The organism is Candidatus Methylomirabilis sp. (genome assembly GCF_028716865.1).
Classification (GTDB): domain Bacteria; phylum Methylomirabilota; class Methylomirabilia; order Methylomirabilales; family Methylomirabilaceae; genus Methylomirabilis.
This window is the reverse complement of sequence record NZ_JAQUOY010000037.1, coordinates 1-17,485: the sequence shown is the minus strand read 5'-3', so window position 1 is coordinate 17,485 and position 17,485 is coordinate 1. Positions and strand designations below refer to the sequence as shown.

Below are 17,485 nucleotides of genomic sequence, written 5' to 3'. Positions count from 1 at the left end.
TGTCGAATGCGCTGTTCCCTGATAAGGTGTGGCACGGGTAACCTCCTTCCTGGTTGGGTGGACGAGTTGGACGACCACCACTCTTCTACCACAGGGGGGAGTGTTACCCATGTATGATAACTCTACTGAGGCCAGAGGATTTTTATTGACACACGCGCTCGTGCTGAATAGAATACGTGAGCTGAAATCCTACCACTGGGAGTTCCGCGGTCGTCCTCATCGTTCTGGTCATCTGGATTCCCATCATCAACCGTCTTCAATCTGGAGGAAGTGCATGTTTGCAAGAAAGGTATGCGTGAAGCTTCGCCCGGGCAGCTCGGTAGCGTATTCCCGGACACTGCAGAGTGAAATTATCCCCATCCTCAGGGAACAAGAAGGGTTTTACGACGAGATTTCTATCGTCTCAGGGGAGCGCAGCGAGGCGGTAGCCATCAGCCTGTGGGATAGGGCTGATAGCGCGGATGTGTATCATCGCGAGACCTATCCGCGGGTGCTGCAGGCGCTCGAAGGTGTGATCGACGGCGAGCCGCAGGTGCATACCTTTGCGGTCTCCAACTCGACCATCCACAAGATCCCGAATCTGCTTCGGTAGGCGTTCAGCCAGAAAACAGCACCTCTTGGTTTGGCTTCTTCGCCTCTGGGACCTGAATCTCCTTGACGGCATCCTTAATCGTGGGAAACGCCTTGACGAACTCCGCCCGCACGGTCGCTACAGGCGGCAATCCGATCTGATGCGCCAGCATCAAGGCGTTCGCCGGGGCTTGGCCGCGCACGTGGTTGTTGAAGAAGATCAGCACCTTACGCTCTCCAGCCGCCACGATCTCCCGAACCTTCTCCGCGAACGGCTTCAGCTCCTCTTCTGAGTAGAGGTAATCGTACCGCTCCTCGGCTGCCTCATGTACCCTCCACATCTGCCGGTTCCTGCCGTGAAAACGCAGGTACAGCAACCGTTGCGACTCCAGCTCCTGCTTGATCGTACCCGGAAGTTCCGGCATGTCGATATAGGCCCAGCCTGCGCCTGAGGCGGCCAGCAGCGCCTTGGTGTCCTTGGCATGATCGCTCCACGAGACATGCCGCAGCTCAACCGCCACAGGGTAGTCCTTAAACTGCCGCAGGAGAGTTGAAAGGATGGCCTGGTGCTGAGGCGTGCGCGCAAACCACTCGGAGAACTGGATCAGCAGGCAGGCGAGCTTGCATTCCTCGGCAATCGGGTGGATGCCTCGTTTGAAATCGTCGTAATCCTGCTGCGCGATCTCCGGCTCGGCGCCCGTCGCCTTCTGGAACATCCCCGGATGTGTGAACTTCTGCCAGAGCTTAACAGCAAACGCAAAATCCTTCGGCGTGATCGAGACCCACGCCCTCGCGGTCTGCGGATCGATTAGCCGATAGAAAGTGGAGTTGACCTCCACGATATTGAAAACCTGACTGTACAGCTCCAGCTCGTTCTTGGGCTTCGCCGGATAGAAGGTCCCGTTCCAACTCCCCTCCCCTCTTGGATACGACCAACCCGACGTGCCGATCCGTACTGACTCGCTAATTGTCCTCATCGTTGTCTCAGACCGAGGGTTAGGAATCATGTGGATTTGGTCTGATGCCGCCATTCAGCTACGAGTGGCAACAGGTACCAGCCGATAGGATGCGTTACACGCCGAGCAGTCGGAGATCCAGTCGCCCGTCTTGCATGCTTGGACACCAGAAAAAGGCGCCCGATATCGGACGGGTAAAGGTGAACAACGCGTCTACGATTCCGTCTTCCGCGCCGACCATCCGCCTCAAGACGGCCTCGAACGGGTCGAGGGACGTACCAAACGCGACAAAGACCAGGCCTGCGCACGAGCCGTCCGCCCACGGCATCGAGCGCCTCAACATGAATGCCGCCGGATCGAAGCTCTCCTGCGTCGCTCTTTTTACGTGCGCAGACGGCGGCGCATCCTCGATCTCGTCATTATCACTCCGGCGGCGTCCGATCGTGTTGTCCTGCTCCTGGGTAGACTTGGCGTCGAAGCGATCGAGATCATGGACCCACTGCTGGACCGCGACGAAGCTCGATCCGTCCAGCCCATCGCCTTGTCCCCGAACGAACGCAACCTCTGGCGCGCGCTCATCTTTCGGATTCTCAGTTCCGTCTTCATACCCAGTCAAATCACGGCCTGTACCATAAGTGAAGGCATCAATGACCTGTTCCAGGCGAAATGCAGGCGCCAGCGCGCGGTTGATGCGCTTGGCCCGATGCAGCAGCTCACCTCTGTCATCTCCCCGCAACCAACACCACAACGCAAACGGCGTAGAAGGCACGTCAAACCCGACGCCGGCATAGCATGGAGCAGTGCGGAGGCCTGGTACAATGGCCCCTAGGGCAAGCACAAGTGACTGACCAAACCCGACAATAGTCTGTCGGCCGTCAGCAATGTCACGGAGCGCCCGTAGACTTCGACGGGCTTCGCCTTGTTCGGTCAGCGAGAAAATAAGATACCGGGAGACTGGCGGGGTCGATTCCAGGATACCGGATTGGACATTGTTCATAGCATCTCCAGTACGTGATATTCGGTCACCCGCCCGTGCGGGCACACTGCATCAGTCATGCGGGCTCAATGGTGATGGTCGCTGACACCGAGTTGGCAATGATGCAGTTGTGATGGGCCTGCTCGTGCAGCTTCGCGAGTTCGTCCTGAGAAGGCGCCACAGAGCCGCTGAACCGGACCCGCGGTCGGAGTACGACCCGCGTCACGGCCAGCTTGCCGTGTACGTTCTTCTCCATGAACCCGGTGGCGTTGTCTTCGTAGGCATCGACAATCAATTGCTTGCGTGAAGCGACGGCGAGAAAGGTCAGCATATGACAACTTGAGAGGGCTGCCACGTATGCTTCTTCAGGATCGACACAGTCGGGATCGCCGCGAAAGGCAGGCGCTGCAGATCCACGGACCTGAACGCCGGCATCGAATGACCAGGAATGATTGCGGTTATAGCTCTCATAGTCGAAACTCGCAGATGTGCGCCGCCAGGTGATGGTTACGCCGTGCTCTGACATGTAGTCTCCTCCCACCTCACATATTCGGGCTTAAGCACAACCGACAGATGATCTGGGTCTTTACGCGAAATGGTCACGCCGTGGGTTATCAATCTGGGACATCGCTCTCATTGACACGGCTGTCTCGATCAGGACCGGATGGAGCGGTCGAGCCACGCTCCCACATGAATAGACCAAAGGCAATCATACCGAGGAGAACCAATGTCGCATAGCCATACTCGCGGGAGGCAAAGAGGATCAGATCATCGAATCGACCGATAAGAAGCGACATCCGGGCCATGACCGTATAGCCGAAGCCCGCGCCGAAGTTAATCATGAGGAAGTAGATGCCAATCCTGGCTGCAACCTGGATCGGACCTTTATGTTCGATGGAGAAAAAGAAATAGACCAACACCGTAATGACACCGACAAGGATCAGCAGCGCATTTACCTGCGTCATGCCGAACAGAGAGTGACCGGTATTGCCGAGCAGCGGCTTCAACGTCCCCTGTACCTGCTGAAGGATGTTGGAGGAGATGATGCGGGGAATGGCAACACCGGACCCGAAGCCTACGATCACGGCAAACGAGATCCGGCTCAGCCAGCTTATTTTCGGAATGAAGCGGGTCAGGACCAGGAGACCCAGGACGGCGGCGATCAGAAACCACCATTTCCCTTCCTGCATGACCGGGGTGTATAGGCTTTTGACCATTACGTCGTAATAGATCCGGACGATCGTATACCCCATCGAGATTCCGACGTACAGGTGCTCCCCGAATCGGAAGAAGGGGTTGTCCTTATACAGGAAGCTGAACATACATAGGGTGAGGCCGGCAGCTACCCAGGCGCCGAGCAGGACGGAAGGGGCCATCAGCGTCCCGCCTCCCGCAGCGAGCCTGAACGTACCGCCGTTCGTGGGTTCAGGAAGTAAAAGAGATTGCAGAGCAGAATCAGGCCGATGATGATAAAATGCGTGGCCGATTGCGCATCCATCCCGGCCACCGCCTTCCCCTTCATCCCGATCAACGTCTCGTACTCGGCCGCCCCGCGCAATCCGCCGATCAAGCCGTTGATCTGTCCGGTATCGAGGAAGGGGTAGAGGCCAGGCGCAATCACGGCCGTCACGCCACCACCCAACTCAAAACCGTACTTTTCTTTGCCGTAGAGGTACCAGCTTTCGACGCCTGGGGTACCTGCGGCCAGGCTCACGACGTAGTTGACCTGCCTCAGCGATTTTACCCCCTGCAGGACCGGCAGGTCCGCCGTCCGCTCGCCATAGTGGTCGGTCGGAAAGGCGGCCGTCAGATCCTGGCCCATGTTGATGATCACGTTGGTCCCACCCGGCGAGTATCCGAGGAAGGTGTAGTCCAGCCCCCGTCGTTTGCCGTATTCGCTCGCGACCCCGCTTACTACTTTTTCGGCCATCCCGGTTCCTGTCACCCAGAGGGTCATCCCGACCACACGCAGGTTTCGCTTGAAGGCGTGATTGAGTAACGCTACGGCCATCGGATAGAGTTCAGGTTTCGAGGCCGGGTCGAAGTCCAGCGACAGCAAAAATACCGATCCCGGCGGAAGCGACTCGATATAGTCGTAGACCTGCTTGACTTCAGGCGAGACCCGGACGGGAAAGCCGATCGGATGCAAGAGCGGAATCAGCGTGGCAAGCGCAATCAGGACGAAGATCACCCGGCGGTCCATGCGCAGCAGCTTACCGGCCAGCTCCCTCAATCTCGACCCCCCAAGTATGATCGCTCGATCCCGAAGATGATCTTGATCGAGGTGGCGATCCCGCCAAGGCTGATCCCGATAATGATCCCCCGCCTGGCCGCAGTATTCAAGACGTTCAGGAGCCATCCGGCCATCGGCCCTGCAGCGGGGATCAGATACTCACCCAACGGCACCCGACCGAACATCATGACGACCGCCGCCACCAACAACACCGCGGCCTCTTTGCTCCTGGCCCGAAAGGCGCGGAATGCGGCAGAGGCAACAAAGAACCCGAGCATGGAAAACATCGTCCCCTGCAGCGCAAGCAGGGCATAGGTATAGATCCAGCCGAATCCCGTCCCCTCCTCCTGCCCGCTTGACCACAACCCCACCGCCACTGTAGCCAGCATCGAGAGGTAGACCACCAGGCTGTACCCCCAGCCTGCCACCCGTGTCCGGATCTTCGCGTAATGGACGTGGCAAAGACTGGCGATCCCCAGGATCATGGCGAACCCCAGGATAATCCGAAGCCAGACCGAAACCTCGGTGAGCGCCGCTTCTGAGACGGGATGAGGGATATAATACTGGATGGCGGCCGCCACCCCAAACAGGAAGGTCAGTAGCAGCGGGAAGGTCCGTCGAAAGAACAGTGTCATTTATTTGAAATCCCGGAACAGTTGCAGCAACGGGACGAACGCCTGGGTCCCGACGAGCCCACCAATAGTCGCCAGGATGGTCCCGATCAGTATGGAGAATAGGAGAAACGCCTTCCCCAAGTCCTGCCCCCGCAAGGTCCCGACCAGCACCGGCTCGCGCGAGAGGTATGCGCTCGCGGCGTACAGCTCCTCGCCGATCAGGGTGTAATCACAGGTCGTGATGAAGAAAGGCAGTTGCAGATCGGCGTCGGTCCCGGCAATCTGAATCGCGCCAGTCCCGGCGCCGGTCTCTGCCAGAAGCAGCGCCTCGGCGTAGTAAAATCCCATGAAGAAGTTAGCTGCCGGTCGGTCTCGGAGCATAATTCCGTTCACCGCGGCGGTATAGCTGAATTGATCGTTGGTAATGAAGAAATTGGAATCATCACGATAGGCATCGGGTCGTCCGGCTTCCAGATAGGACTCTTTGACGATCTCCTGACAGATAGCCATAACGATGGGGTCTCTGTGCGGAACCTGAAGCTGCGTGTCGTACGCCGCCGACTTTTTTGCAACCTGCCCAAGAATGACCGTAGCGGCGATCGTCGAAAGGCTCGACATGTCGTCAGATCCGGTGAGGTAAAGAATCGGTCGCCCCATCTCGGTCGCCCGGCCGATCGCCTCCTCCACCGCATCCAGACCGGGAATCCGGCGCAGGAAGATGTGGGGATGCCGTTTTGCCTGGGCAATCGCGATCAGGACAATGGCAGAGAAGAGCAGCATCAATAAAAAATTATTCGCCTTTGCCGGGTTAAAGAAATTTGGTGCCGGAACCGCTGATTGAATCGGCCCGTCAATCGTCTGTATCCCGTCGGTCACCGCTATCTTGAAGAAGTAGGGTCGGCTATCCTCAAGGCGAAGATCCTGGGTCGATTTCACCTGGTAATAATGATATGCCTTATTCCGGTCCCAGCTCCACCATGGGCGATCCACATCGCTCTTGTAGTGGGTGTTGGCAGCAAACTCTGCGATCCGCGTAAAGGGTCCTTGTGCCTGATCAGCCATGTACACCTGATAGCGCAATGTCGGCTCATCGAAGGGGGCCGCCCGCCACGAAAGCCCCACACTACCTCCGCCGTCGCCGGGTATGTCGAACGCCTCAAACTGATCGGGAGGGGAGAGAGGAGAGGCCAGGGCATAGGGTACAGGGTATAGGGTGAAGAAACAAAGAGCGAGGAGTGCGGGAAGAGCGCGCATTTTACTCACGTTTGCAGCAGTTCCACGTTGGCGCGAGGAATGATGATGTGCTGTCCATCGTCAAGCTCTGCCTCCAGGACCCTGGCCTTGCTTCCCGTGGGAAGGAGCCGAAGATCGGCCGGAAGAGCGGATACCAGACAGATCTGACCAAAATATGGTTCTCGAATAATCCGGATTTGATCGCCGACCTGCAGTCCGCCTCCAACCCCCACGCTCTCCCTCTCTGACCGCTGACCGCTGACCGCTGCCCGCTCTCCAAGCGGAACAATTACCTCCGGCCTGATGACGCCGGCCCGAATCTGGGTTGCGCCGGAGCAGGATGCGCGCTGCCCGACCTTGGAAGCCAGGAGGTCGAAGGTTCGCCTGGCCATGGCAATTCGACCAAATCCTTCAGTGATGATCAGGCTAAAGCCAATTTGCTCTGTCCCGGTGATGGCAACACCAAGGTCCCGCCCGAGAAGCAGTTTCAGGTCGAGGTCGTGGATGCCGCCGACGACGATGGCGGCGACTCCCGCCTGCTTTGCCCTGGCAAAGCCGTCACGACCGATCATCGAGCCGCCCACCAAGATCGTTCCTCGGTGTGCGTCGGTAATCCGCTCCGGCGTGAGATCATCCTCGGGACTGGTCACAGCTACTGCGATCGTTCCTACGGCCTCGCCACCGATCCCGAAAATCCCCTGCACCAGACTGCACGCCGTCTCTACTGTCGCCCCTTGGCCCGGAAAGGTCTCAACAACATGGCCGTCCAGATAGGCAGTCAGGGCCAGGGGCCTTGGCGGCTCCCTCAAGAACACCTGCCCGGTCACCTCGGACACGGTCTCGATCGTTCCGGTGATAGGGGACGGGACCTGGACCTTCATCCATTTGATGAATGGCTTGTTTTCGGCCAGCGGCTCGCCGGCTTGAACCGCATCACCCTCCCGTTTCAACATATAGCGCCGGATTTCCTGGGGGACGATCCCCAGCAGGTTGACCACATTCACCGCATGGACCTTGCCTGGCAACTCGGTCTGAGCGATCACCGTGGTCGCAGTGACCGCTTGTCCTGCCTGAACAAGCACCTGCCCCGGAATCGGCAAGATCCGCCGCTTCCGGATCACGGTCTGCGGCGCCATGCGCAAGCCTGGTGTGTATGAATGAGCCATCACTAGCTCCGCCGTTCATGGTTCATAGTTCATAGTCCACAATCAAGAATCAGCAAAACCGAAAATATGACTTCACGTTCCGCAACCTTCTGTCTATGACGATGAACTACGAACTCTGAACACCCTGTTTTTCGTTTTGTTTGGGGTATAGCTCGACCGCCTTGGCCCAGGCTTGTAGCTGGGCGACCCGCTCCGACTCCTTTTCTGCCAAGGAAAGCGGCCGTCCCCTGGCATCCAGGATCAACCCGACCACGCCGCCTTTCGCCTGAAGTTGAACCGGTTTCCCCTTCCCGGCACCCAGATCAAAGCTCTTCGACGGCTCCGCCTGGAGGTCGGCTTCTGCCCCCGACGGAAGACCGATGCGAAGGATCTCTCCGAAGCGGAGGGTTCCCTGCGCGAGCCTTCCGTCTGCAAATCTGATGGTATACGCGAAACAGGGCTCGCCGCGACTCACCCGTCCCTCGGCGGCCAGGCAACTGCCCAGTGGAACCAGACAATCTTTGAGGAACACCTCAGTGGCCGCTCGCTCATTGACCTCTGACAGTACACCCAGGTGCGGCATCATGAAGATACTGTCTACCGCGAAGCGCGTCAGCCCAAGCGGCTGATAGGCGTCGATCATCATCATCATCGCCTGGACGCGGTGCGGTGCGTGGGAGAGGATCCCACCGCTCCCGATGATCAGGTCGATCTTGTACAGGTCAATGAGACTCTTCTCGTCCTCTCCCTGCTCGAAGGCATCTGCGATGGTTCGTTCCCGCTGCACGCCCTTCAGGCCGACTGCCAGCGCCTTGTGCTGCTCGAACGCAAGACGAAGCGCCTCCCGCGCCACTGCTTGCTCCAGAGCCAGATCCGCCTGCGTCTGAGGGATCGTGGTGGGGCGAATCATCTTATTCTTGATCCGATTCCGCATCTCCTGCTCTGCAAGCGGATCGGCCAGCCATCGTTCGATCTTCTCGATGCCGGCCTCGGCCAGGACATTACTGATGCTGTAGCTCATCCCCAGATTGGCGCTGACTGTCCGGGTGAACTGCCCATCCACTACCGAAAAGACATCCGTCGTAGCGCCACCGATGTCCACACCAAGCAGGTTCAACCCCTGCGCTCTCGCCGCATTCTCCATGATGAGACCGACGGCGGCGGGCGTGGGCATGATCGGCGCCCCTGTCCACCCCATTAGCGTTCCATATCCCGGCGCCTGAGCCATGACATGCTCGAGGAACAGATCATGGATCTTGTGGCGGGCCGGCGCAAGATTCTCCCGCTCCAGGATAGGTCGAATATTGTCCGCCATGACAAGGGCCGTCCGATCGCCCAGAATCTCCTGAATCCGGCCGCGCGCATCTTTATTCCCGGCAAAGATCACCGGCAGCTTAAAGCTCCCGCCGAGCCGGGGCTTTGGATCGGCTGCCCGGATATACTCCGCCAGCTCTACAACGTGCGAGATGGTTCCGCCATCAGTCCCGCCTGACAGCAAAATCATATCGGGCCTCAGAACCCGGATTCGCTCGATCTTCTCATGGGCAGCCCTGCCATCATTGCTGGCCAGCACGTCCATGACGATGGCGCCGGCGCCAAGGGCACACCGCTGGGCGCTCTCGGCGGTCATCGCCATCACCACACCCGCCACCATCATCTGGAGACCTCCACCGGCGCTGCTCGTGGAGACATAGATATCGACCCCGCTCCTGCCCTCGGCAGGCGTCAGGATCGTCTCTCCGTCCAGGATTCGCCGCCCGGACAGCTCCTCCACCTCCTGAATGGCATTCAGTACCCCGCGGGTCACATCGTCAAACGGCGCCTCAACGGTGGTCGGGGACTCGCCGCGGAAGGTCTGGCGGTACTCTTCCCCCACCTTCTCAATCAGAATCGCCTTGGTAGTCGTGCTCCCACAGTCAGTGGCCAAAATCGCCGTCATCTCACGACTCACGATGATCTCCTCCCTCTTCGGCGCCTCGCGCCTCAAATCCCCCCATGCACCCATTTTGTAAAGAGGGGATGGGGGAATTGCGCGCTTCGCGTTCCGTGCCATCCTCTGCGCGCCGGAGTCGCTCGATGAAGAGCGCCGGAGTCTCTCCTCGTTCCAGTAGATGCGCGAGCCGTTCGATGTCATCAGGGGGAGCAACCATTCCCATGATCGGTGTCATGGCATGGACCAGTTGGCTTGCAAGGAAACCGAGCGGGGCAAGAGACTCTACGAGGAATATGGCAGGCGTGGTAAGACCGCGATCGGCGAGAAGGCCGGCAAAACGATCCAACAGCGCGAGATCTTCTGCCTTGAGCCGGCTCTCATGCCAGCGAAGCGCAAACGCATGAGCGAAGCCGCGACTTAAGCGGCCCCAGAATCCTCGCCCGAAGGCGTTCATGGTTGTGAGTACATCGTTCATAGATAAGAGGTTGCAGTTCGTGGATTGTTACGGTCCAGGCACTTCGGCCCTATGAACTCTGAACCCTGAACGATGAACCCTTATTATTTAGCGGCTGGAGGGACCTGCCCTGGCGGTATCGGCCCGGCCGGAGACGTTGGCGACGCCGGGGTACCGGCCGGAGGAGATACAGGAGCCGGAACGATCTGCTTAACCCGTTCCTCTGTGATCACCGATGAACTACCCCTGCGGTCCGAAAAAAGAGTCAGCATGATCGACGAGACCATAAAGAGAATAGCCGCCACCAAGGTCAGCTTACTCAAGAAGGTAGCGGCGCCACGTCCGCCGAAGACGGTCTGGCTCGAACCGCCGCCAAAGGCGGCGCCGATGTCAGCGCCTTTGCCGCTCTGGAGGAGCACAACCACAATAAGGATCACTGCAATGAGCAGATGCACAACGGAAAGCGCGATGACCATGCGTATCTCCTTAAAAGACAGGGGTTAGGGTCTAGGGGTTAGGGTCTAGAGCTTCTTCCCTAAACCCTATACCCTCAACTCTCTGCCCTGTCATCTTATCGCGGCTTTTGCGATCGCCGCAAATGAATCAGCTTGTAGACTGGCCCCGCCAACCAGTGCGCCGTCGATCTCCGATCGCCCCAGCAACTCCTTGGCATTATCGGGCTTGACACTTCCCCCATAGAGGATGCGAACACCGTGAGCGATCTCGGCACCAAACAGCAGAGCGATGGTCTTTCGGATATGAGCGTGCATCTCCTCAGCCTGACCTGGGGTGGCCGTTTGTCCAGTGCCGATGGCCCAGACCGGCTCATATGCGAGGATAAGCTGCTGAACCTGCTCGGGCGTGAGGCCTGATAACGCCCCCTTGATCTGTGTCTCCACAACAGCATAGGCGCGTCCCGCCTCTCGCTCGGCGAGGGTTTCACCGATACAGATGATCGGAATCAGGTTGCTTGCTAAGGCCGCACAGCTCTTCTTATTCACACTCTCATCCGTTTCCCCGAAATACTGGCGTCGCTCGGAGTGGCCAATGATGACATAACGGCACCCGATATCTCGAAGCATCTCGGCCGACACCTCGCCGGTGTAGGCTCCTTCCTTTGCCCAATGCAGGTCCTGCGCGCCCAACCCGATCCTCGACCCGGCAACAACCCGACCAACAGCAGCAAGTGCTGTGAATGGAGGGCAGACCACAACCTGGGTCCCGTCGGGTGTCGAAAGCGCCCTCACCACCGCTTCCGCCAATGCGGTCGCTTCGGACGAGGTTTTATACATTTTCCAATTTCCAGCAATAAGTGGTGTCCGCATGAGAATCTAGGGTATAGGGGTTAGGGGTTAGGGGTTCGGGGTTAGCAAAACAATGAATAAGTTCATTCAACGATCACCCTTATCCCCTAGCCTTTATCTGTGAGCGCAGCGATCCCTGGCAGTTCCTTTCCTTCCAGAAACTCCAACGATGCGCCGCCTCCAGTCGAGATGTGGGTCATTTGCTCCGCAACGCCAGCCATGGAGACCGCGGCCGCCGTATCGCCTCCCCCAATAACCGAGTGCGCACGGCCCGCTGCGACCGCTTTGGCCAAGGCAAACGTACCTTCCCGGAATGGGAGTAGCTCGAAGACACCCATTGGCCCATTCCATAAGATGGTTTTTGCGCGCCCAACCTCCCGAGTAAACCGGTCGACCGTCGCGGGACCGATATCAAGCCCCATAAAACCGATCGGGATCGTTCCCTCGACCTGCCTGGTGGGCGCGTCTGCGTCGATCCGCTCGGCAATCACATGATCACTGGGCAGATGGATGGCGACATTCGAGCGCTTGGCCTGTTCCATCGTCTCCTGCGCTACCCTCAGTCCCGCGGCCTCCACCCGAGAATTCCCCACCTCATGTCCTTGGGCTTTCAGGAACGTATAGGCCATGCCACCACCGATCAGGAAACCGTCCACCTTCGGAAGCAGATTGGCCAGGACCCCTATCTTATCCGACACCTTAGCTCCGCCGAGGATTGCAATGAAGGGACGTTCAGGGTGATCGAGCAACGCTCCAAGCTGCTTGAGTTCCTCCCGCATGAGAAAGCCACATGCCGACTGCTTGACGAATCTTGTCACCCCGACGGTAGAGGCGTGGGCCCGGTGCGCAGTCCCAAAGGCATCGTTGACATATAGGTCGCACAACTCCGCCAGTGCCCGCGCGAACCCTTCATCGTTCTTCTCTTCCTCCGGATGAAAGCGGCAGTTTTCCAGCAACAGCACCTGCCCCGGCCGCATCCTGTCGATCCGGGCCTTCACCCCAGGTCCCACGCAATCCTCGGCCATCTCAACCGGGCTCCCCAGCAATGCAGCCAACCGCCCAGCCACCGGCCCAAGGCTGAACTTTGGGTTGGGGCCGCCCTTGGGCCGACCAAGGTGGGAGATGAGCAGGATCTTCGCCCCATGTCGGGCCGCGTAGTTGATCGTCGGGAGTGCGGCGCGGATGCGTGTGTCGTCCGTGATCGTCCCTTGCTCATCCATCGGGACGTTGAAATCGACGCGGATCAGAAGCCGTTTCCCCTGAAGTTCCAGATCATCAATACACAGTTTGGTCATGGTGTTCCCTAACGAAGTACGAGGAAAAGCGTGCGATGTGTGCCGAACATCGAACGTACGGGCGGGTGTCACACCCGCCCGTACCTCGCATGATTTATGATCGCGAACCGATATACTTCACGAGGTCACGGATTCGGCAGGAGTAGCCCCACTCGTTGTCGTACCAGGACAGGACCTTGATCAGAGTACCGTCTACGACCGATGTCGAAAGGCTGTCAACAATCGACGAGAGCGAATTACCATTAAAATCGACAGAGACCAACGGCTCCTCGCAGAAACCGAGGATCCCTTTCAACTCGCCATCGGCTGCCTTCCGAAGAGCCGAATTCACCTCTTCAGCCGTGACCACCCGCTCCGTCTCTGCAACGAGATCGACCAGCGAGACGTTCGCCGTCGGGACGCGGATGGCGAGCCCATGCATCTTCCCCTGCAGCGCAGGAAGCACCAGGCCCACCGCTTTGGCCGCCCCGGTGCTGGTTGGAATCTGGGAGAGAGCGGCAGCCCTCGCCCGGCGGAGATCGGAATGGGGCAGATCCAGAATCTGCTGGTCATTGGTATAGGAATGGATGGTCGTCACGAGGCCATGGCGAATCCCGAACTGCTCCATGATCACCTTCGCGATGGGCGCAAGGCAGTTGGTGGTGCATGACGCATTGCTGATGACTGCGTGCTTCGCCGGATCGTACATCTTCTCATTCACACCCAGAACGATCGTGATGTCCGGGTCCTTGGCCGGCGCTGAAATGATGACCTTCTTCGCCCCAGCCTGAAGATGCTTGCTCGCGCCGGCCTTGTCGGTAAAGCGTCCGGTCGATTCGACGACGACCTGCACTCCCAGCTCTTTCCAGGGCAGCGCCGCCGGGTCTCTCTGGGCAAAGACCTTGATCTCGCGGCCGTCCACGACGATGGCATCATCCTTGGCCCGCACTTCCGCCTGTAGCGTCCCATGGACAGAATCGTACTTCAACAGGTGCGCGAGCGTCCTGGCGTCAGTGATGTCATTGACTGCTACGAACTCCAGTCCGCGATCTTCAAGCGCTACACGAAATGCATTTCGACCGATGCGACCAAACCCGTTGATCGCAGCCTTAATCGCCATACCTCTCTTCTCCTTCTTGAAGTGACCACACGACGACGGTTGTTCCAATGGACGAACGAACGACCACAAGGCATTCCGCTAGAAGGCAAACCAGCCCCTTTTTATACGGCTTTTGATCCTGAATGTCAATCCCTTAGGGTCAACCTCTTGGAATTTTTTGCTCGCCCCCCTATCGCTCCTTCAATCCATCGAGTAACCGCTTCACTCACATCAATGATTCGGCCGGACTCTACGTGTCGTCACGCTACCTGGACAGAGGTATCGGACCGTAGCGCCCCCACGCACCACACCAGGGTGCTCATGACGTACCCCGTCATAAGTGCTTCTGTCGCCTGTGTCGTTCCCTCGCCTCGCTTACAACCAGCAGCCCCCACCACATCCATGTCGGTTCAGTATTTCTTCCCCCGTCGTTCATACTTACGCAGACCAACGGGATTTGCGGCATCCTGACACTTCGTATATTGTTGCGGATCGTTCTTGACGCTGGCGCACGGGTCTTGCGTCGCAGGCGCGGCCGTCGACTTGGTCCCTTTCTTCTGGGCTTCTTGTTTTCCTCCGACGCGCTCAGATCCGTTGCTCTTCGAGCCCTTGACAGTGGTCTCGCCCCACGAGATTGAGACCCCCATCACAAACAGACTTACGATCACGCTGGCAAAGAACAGTCGTTTCATGTGGGATACCCTCCCTTTTTTGATCATGTACGCCGCAATACTCAGTTCGTTCAGTTCAGGAGCCGATGCGCGGATGGTGTCTTACCGCTCCCTCATGGTCACACCACCTCCCCTCTCGCCCACAAACACCTACGCGTATCCCATTTTCACGAGGTGAATTATTGAAGTCATATTGCTTGGCTTCCGGCAAGTCATATTGAGTGCGCGTGTGGATAGAGACCGAGGACGGCATTCGGGTCATCATTCGACTCGGGCCAGGGTGTAGATACCGACTTCCGAGGCACCGGCGGCGAGCAGAGCTTTTGCGCACTCGCCGGCTGTGGCGCCGGTTGTGAACACATCATCAATGAGCAGGAGCCTCATGTCCTTTACCCGATCAGGCCGCGCGACGACAAAGGCCCCCTTGACGTTCTCCTCCCGCTCTCGCCGACCCCCGCTTTGGGCCTCTGTGGCCCGGACCCGATACAAGAGGCGGTGACCAACGCGAAGACCCCAGCCGGCCCCGACCTCTTTCGCCAAGAGCGCCGCCTGGTTAAAACCTCGTATGCGCTCTCGCTTGGGGTGGAGTGGAACCGGGACCAGGAGATCGAATTGGAGAGGATCAACGAGTCGTCCGGCCCCCTCGATCATGAGGCGACCGAGGTGACGGGCAAGCGTACGACGGCCGCCATACTTAAACAGCAGGATGGCCTGGCGCATCGTCCCGTCGGCTTCGTATAATGTTGCCGCCCTCGCCATGGCAAAGGGCGGTAACCGCTCCCGGCAGGATCCGCACAGGTGGCCAGGACTTTCCTGAAGGGTTCTCGGTGAAACGAATGGTCTGCCGCATCGAGGGCAGAACGGTTCGGAAACATGCCGAACCTCAAGCCAGCAACGGCCACAGATAACGGACCGGCGGTTGGCGTCCAGGGGTCGATGGCACACTCGGCAGGGGGAGGGAAAAATGAGATGAAGAAAGGCTGCCAGCAGCTCCTTCAGCTCCGTTCCTCTTCCTCCTGACAGGCAATGCAGAATCTGGCGAAGGGCAACGCCTCGAGCCGCTTCTCGCTGATCGCCTCACCGCACCGCTCGCACTCCCCGTACTTCTTCAGACGCATCTTCTCCAGGGCAGCGTCCACCTGCTTCAACAACTGGCGTTCAGTATCGCTGATAGAGAGCAAAAACTCCTTCGTGTAGGCTGTCGTGGCTTGATCAGCGATGTCCTGTGTGCCGTCGCTGCCGCCCTCCAGATTATTCGCGCGCTTCTCCCGTACCGTACTAATCAACGCACGTCGCTTCTCTAACAGCTTTTCCTTCAATCGTTCCAACAAAGCTGTCCTCAACGGCATCCCCATCACCTCCCTGCCTGTGCGTGGCCGCACGCAGACAGGCCACCCTGGCGATTCGGAAGATCACCCTCATCCTCGCCCTCAAAAGAGAGAGAGGAGGGTACAGGCACGGTCAGCCCCCAACAAAAAAAGAAGCGGGGCTCATAAGCCCTCCGCCTCTCAGGTATCGGCTTCATTGTGGCAGTCACTCACAAAAGATCCGACGATCCACCCTTAACCAACTCCTGTTTCGGCGCGTCGGCCCACAACCCCTCCAGATCATAGTACAGCCGCATTTCTTCGTCGAAAATATGAATGATTACGTCGCTGTAGTCAAGAAGAATCCAACGGGCTTCCAGGTCGTCCTCCCGATGGAATATTCGAACGTGCTCTTCCCGAAGCCGCTTCTCGATCCGTTCGGCAATGGCCCGGACCTGCCTGGTCGAGGGGGCGCTCACGATGAGAAAATGGTCGGCAAAGGAGCAGAGACCCCGAAGGTCAAGGTGCACCAGGGAAATGGGCTTTACTTCGGCGGCCGCTGCGACTGCGAGTTGCAACAGCGTGTCGGTATCGATCCGCCCTTTCGCTTCTGCCGGCAATACTGGTGGTTTGGCTGAGTTCACGTCGAAGCCTCGCGTTAAGCTGTTAGCCTTTTCGCCCAGGATGATACAGGCGGTTCTTGCCTATGTACGCAGCAACAGTGTCGGGCACCAAATGTCGAATGCTCCTCCCTTCCTTCACGAGTTGCCGGATCTCGCTGGAGGAGATATCCAGCGAGACCACTTCAACCAACAGGACTGGACGCGGTTCATGGTGTGCTTTTGCGGTCTCTCTTGTGATGTCGGAGATCTTCATGTACTGAAATCTGGGGTTGCCCAGGAGCCGGCATTGCTCCGGCGTCATGGAGCGATCCACCTCATCAAGTCTCCAGCCGGGACGGGCAGTGACGATGACCTGGGCTAACGACAGCAACTCCCGCGCTTCTTTCCAGGTAGCGATATCAAGAAACGCATCGACCCCCATGATAAAGTAGATAGTGCTCTCTTCCCCATACAGCTTCCGAAACTCCCGGAGCGTCTCAACCGAGTAGGATCGGCCCGGTCGGCTCAGCTCAACCGGAGAAACACTGAAGTACGGCGTGTAGACCGTCGCCAGCGAGACCATCTCGTACCGGTGCAGGGCTGACGCTTCAAACTCCTCCTCTTTGTGAGGAGGCAGGGCGGCGGGCACAAAGATGATCCTGTCCAGCTCAAAGGCCCAATAGATCTCCTCAGCGGCCCGCAGGTGGCCGAGGTGAATCGGATCGAAGGTCCCCCCCATCACACCGATATGCATGGTTACTACCGGAAATGTGCGAGGTCCGAGATGTGGAGCGTGAAGTGCGGAAAAGTCTGCTCAACGCGCCCCTCACTTCGTACCCCAAATCCTCCCGTGCCCCCCTTTTGTAAAGGGGGGATAGGGGAGTTTTGCGTTCGACACATCATTTGGTCGAATCCCGCACCTGGCCTTCGCCAAGCACGATGAACTTCTCGCAGGTCAGTTCCGTGAGACCGACCGGGCCCCTGGCGTGGAGCTTCTGCGTGCTGATCCCCATCTCGGCGCCCATCCCGAACTCGCCGCCGTCGGTGAAACGGGTCGAGGCGTTGACGTAGACAGCCCCAGCGTCCACCTCCCGGAGAAAGCGCATGGCCCGGC

20 protein-coding genes and 1 pseudogene are annotated in these 17,485 nt (G+C 58.6%); 1 reads left to right on the top strand and 20 read right to left on the bottom strand.

Annotation, left to right across the window (positions count from 1 at the left end; translation table 11 throughout):
* Positions 1-274: 274 nt before the first annotated feature.
* Entirely contained in the window at positions 275-592 is a 318-nt protein-coding gene (locus tag PHV01_RS11865; protein WP_337291372.1) for a hypothetical protein, read from the top strand.
* Positions 593-596: 4 nt separating this feature from the next.
* Here PHV01_RS11865 and PHV01_RS11860 read toward each other — a convergent pair whose 3' ends face one another.
* The 20 genes and pseudogenes from PHV01_RS11860 to proA form a co-directional block, all read right to left on the bottom strand.
* Positions 597-1,547 carry a DUF72 domain-containing protein gene (locus PHV01_RS11860; RefSeq protein ID WP_337291371.1) on the bottom strand — a complete coding sequence of 317 codons (951 nt, stop codon included), beginning with the start codon at positions 1,545-1,547 and terminating at the stop codon, positions 597-599.
* 94 nt (positions 1,548-1,641) lie between these two features.
* The gene (locus PHV01_RS11855) at positions 1,642-2,523 is read right to left on the bottom strand and encodes a Dyp-type peroxidase (RefSeq protein WP_337291370.1); all 882 of its coding nucleotides are present in this window, start codon (positions 2,521-2,523) and stop codon (positions 1,642-1,644) included.
* A gap of 55 nt (positions 2,524-2,578) precedes the next feature.
* A complete protein-coding gene (locus tag PHV01_RS11850; protein WP_337291369.1) occupies positions 2,579-3,028 on the bottom strand; it encodes an OsmC family protein in 450 nt (149 codons plus the stop codon).
* Positions 3,029-3,116: 88 nt separating this feature from the next.
* A complete protein-coding gene (locus PHV01_RS11845) occupies positions 3,117-3,878 on the bottom strand; it encodes a hypothetical protein (RefSeq protein WP_337291368.1) in 762 nt (253 codons plus the stop codon).
* Positions 3,878-4,735, bottom strand: coding sequence for a hypothetical protein (locus PHV01_RS11840; RefSeq protein WP_337291367.1), 858 nt, complete (start codon positions 4,733-4,735; stop codon positions 3,878-3,880). Before PHV01_RS11840 ends, PHV01_RS11845 begins: the two co-directional genes overlap by 1 nt.
* Complete coding sequence (locus PHV01_RS11835) at positions 4,732-5,370, bottom strand: hypothetical protein (protein ID WP_337291366.1); 639 nt, start codon at positions 5,368-5,370, stop codon at positions 4,732-4,734. Before PHV01_RS11835 ends, PHV01_RS11840 begins: the two co-directional genes overlap by 4 nt.
* A complete protein-coding gene (locus PHV01_RS11830) occupies positions 5,371-6,603 on the bottom strand; it encodes a DUF6754 domain-containing protein (protein ID WP_337291374.1) in 1,233 nt (410 codons plus the stop codon).
* Between the two features lie 5 nt (positions 6,604-6,608).
* Positions 6,609-7,748 carry a hypothetical protein gene (locus PHV01_RS11825; protein ID WP_337291365.1) on the bottom strand — a complete coding sequence of 380 codons (1,140 nt, stop codon included), beginning with the start codon at positions 7,746-7,748 and terminating at the stop codon, positions 6,609-6,611.
* 106 nt (positions 7,749-7,854) lie between these two features.
* On the bottom strand, positions 7,855-9,666 hold the full coding sequence (locus PHV01_RS11820; protein ID WP_337291373.1) for a glutamate mutase L: 1,812 nt from the start codon (positions 9,664-9,666) through the stop codon (positions 7,855-7,857).
* A gap of 1 nt (position 9,667) precedes the next feature.
* On the bottom strand, positions 9,668-10,135 hold the full coding sequence (locus tag PHV01_RS11815) for a hypothetical protein (RefSeq protein ID WP_337291364.1): 468 nt from the start codon (positions 10,133-10,135) through the stop codon (positions 9,668-9,670).
* A gap of 83 nt (positions 10,136-10,218) precedes the next feature.
* Entirely contained in the window at positions 10,219-10,590 is a 372-nt protein-coding gene (secG, locus tag PHV01_RS11810) for a preprotein translocase subunit SecG (RefSeq protein WP_337291363.1), read from the bottom strand.
* A 90-nt stretch (positions 10,591-10,680) separates the two neighbouring features.
* On the bottom strand, positions 10,681-11,439 hold the full coding sequence (gene tpiA / locus PHV01_RS11805; RefSeq protein ID WP_337291362.1) for a triose-phosphate isomerase: 759 nt from the start codon (positions 11,437-11,439) through the stop codon (positions 10,681-10,683).
* Between the two features lie 86 nt (positions 11,440-11,525).
* Complete coding sequence (locus PHV01_RS11800) at positions 11,526-12,713, bottom strand: phosphoglycerate kinase (RefSeq protein ID WP_337291361.1); 1,188 nt, start codon at positions 12,711-12,713, stop codon at positions 11,526-11,528.
* A 94-nt stretch (positions 12,714-12,807) separates the two neighbouring features.
* Positions 12,808-13,812 carry a type I glyceraldehyde-3-phosphate dehydrogenase gene (gene gap, locus PHV01_RS11795; RefSeq protein ID WP_337291360.1) on the bottom strand — a complete coding sequence of 335 codons (1,005 nt, stop codon included), beginning with the start codon at positions 13,810-13,812 and terminating at the stop codon, positions 12,808-12,810.
* A gap of 389 nt (positions 13,813-14,201) precedes the next feature.
* Positions 14,202-14,483 carry a hypothetical protein gene (locus PHV01_RS11790; protein ID WP_337291359.1) on the bottom strand — a complete coding sequence of 94 codons (282 nt, stop codon included), beginning with the start codon at positions 14,481-14,483 and terminating at the stop codon, positions 14,202-14,204.
* Between the two features lie 240 nt (positions 14,484-14,723).
* Positions 14,724-15,221, bottom strand: a complete 498-nt coding sequence (locus tag PHV01_RS11785) for a ComF family protein (protein ID WP_337291358.1) — start codon at positions 15,219-15,221, stop codon at positions 14,724-14,726.
* Between the two features lie 236 nt (positions 15,222-15,457).
* Positions 15,458-15,811, bottom strand: coding sequence for a TraR/DksA family transcriptional regulator (locus PHV01_RS11780; protein ID WP_337291357.1), 354 nt, complete (start codon positions 15,809-15,811; stop codon positions 15,458-15,460).
* 188 nt (positions 15,812-15,999) lie between these two features.
* Complete coding sequence (gene rsfS / locus PHV01_RS11775) at positions 16,000-16,413, bottom strand: ribosome silencing factor (protein WP_337291356.1); 414 nt, start codon at positions 16,411-16,413, stop codon at positions 16,000-16,002.
* Positions 16,414-16,435: 22 nt separating this feature from the next.
* Positions 16,436-17,125 carry a nicotinate-nucleotide adenylyltransferase gene (gene nadD / locus PHV01_RS11770; RefSeq protein WP_337291355.1) on the bottom strand — a complete coding sequence of 230 codons (690 nt, stop codon included), beginning with the start codon at positions 17,123-17,125 and terminating at the stop codon, positions 16,436-16,438.
* A 145-nt stretch (positions 17,126-17,270) separates the two neighbouring features.
* A pseudogene (proA, locus tag PHV01_RS11765) lies at positions 17,271-17,485 on the bottom strand (gamma-glutamyl-phosphate reductase); the annotation flags it as partial.

What these genes read in the sequence shown, in the direction of transcription:
- PHV01_RS11865 (WP_337291372.1), top strand. Translation starts at nt 275, where the DNA reads ATGTTTGCAAGAAAGGTATGCGTGAAGCTTCGCCCGGGCAGCTCGGTA.
- PHV01_RS11860 (WP_337291371.1), bottom strand. Translation starts at nt 1,547, where the DNA reads ATGAGGACAATTAGCGAGTCAGTACGGATCGGCACGTCGGGTTGGTCG.
- PHV01_RS11855 (WP_337291370.1), bottom strand. Translation starts at nt 2,523, where the DNA reads ATGAACAATGTCCAATCCGGTATCCTGGAATCGACCCCGCCAGTCTCC.
- PHV01_RS11850 (WP_337291369.1), bottom strand. Translation starts at nt 3,028, where the DNA reads ATGTCAGAGCACGGCGTAACCATCACCTGGCGGCGCACATCTGCGAGT.
- PHV01_RS11845 (WP_337291368.1), bottom strand. Translation starts at nt 3,878, where the DNA reads ATGGCCCCTTCCGTCCTGCTCGGCGCCTGGGTAGCTGCCGGCCTCACC.
- PHV01_RS11835 (WP_337291366.1), bottom strand. Translation starts at nt 5,370, where the DNA reads ATGACACTGTTCTTTCGACGGACCTTCCCGCTGCTACTGACCTTCCTG.
- PHV01_RS11830 (WP_337291374.1), bottom strand. Translation starts at nt 6,603, where the DNA reads ATGCGCGCTCTTCCCGCACTCCTCGCTCTTTGTTTCTTCACCCTATAC.
- PHV01_RS11825 (WP_337291365.1), bottom strand. Translation starts at nt 7,748, where the DNA reads ATGGCTCATTCATACACACCAGGCTTGCGCATGGCGCCGCAGACCGTG.
- PHV01_RS11820 (WP_337291373.1), bottom strand. Translation starts at nt 9,666, where the DNA reads ATGACGGCGATTTTGGCCACTGACTGTGGGAGCACGACTACCAAGGCG.
- PHV01_RS11815 (WP_337291364.1), bottom strand. Translation starts at nt 10,135, where the DNA reads ATGAACGATGTACTCACAACCATGAACGCCTTCGGGCGAGGATTCTGG.
- secG (WP_337291363.1), bottom strand. Translation starts at nt 10,590, where the DNA reads ATGGTCATCGCGCTTTCCGTTGTGCATCTGCTCATTGCAGTGATCCTT.
- tpiA (WP_337291362.1), bottom strand. Translation starts at nt 11,439, where the DNA reads ATGCGGACACCACTTATTGCTGGAAATTGGAAAATGTATAAAACCTCG.
- PHV01_RS11800 (WP_337291361.1), bottom strand. Translation starts at nt 12,713, where the DNA reads ATGACCAAACTGTGTATTGATGATCTGGAACTTCAGGGGAAACGGCTT.
- gap (WP_337291360.1), bottom strand. Translation starts at nt 13,812, where the DNA reads ATGGCGATTAAGGCTGCGATCAACGGGTTTGGTCGCATCGGTCGAAAT.
- PHV01_RS11790 (WP_337291359.1), bottom strand. Translation starts at nt 14,483, where the DNA reads ATGAAACGACTGTTCTTTGCCAGCGTGATCGTAAGTCTGTTTGTGATG.
- PHV01_RS11785 (WP_337291358.1), bottom strand. Translation starts at nt 15,221, where the DNA reads ATGGCGAGGGCGGCAACATTATACGAAGCCGACGGGACGATGCGCCAG.
- PHV01_RS11780 (WP_337291357.1), bottom strand. Translation starts at nt 15,811, where the DNA reads ATGCCGTTGAGGACAGCTTTGTTGGAACGATTGAAGGAAAAGCTGTTA.
- nadD (WP_337291355.1), bottom strand. Translation starts at nt 17,125, where the DNA reads ATGCATATCGGTGTGATGGGGGGGACCTTCGATCCGATTCACCTCGGC.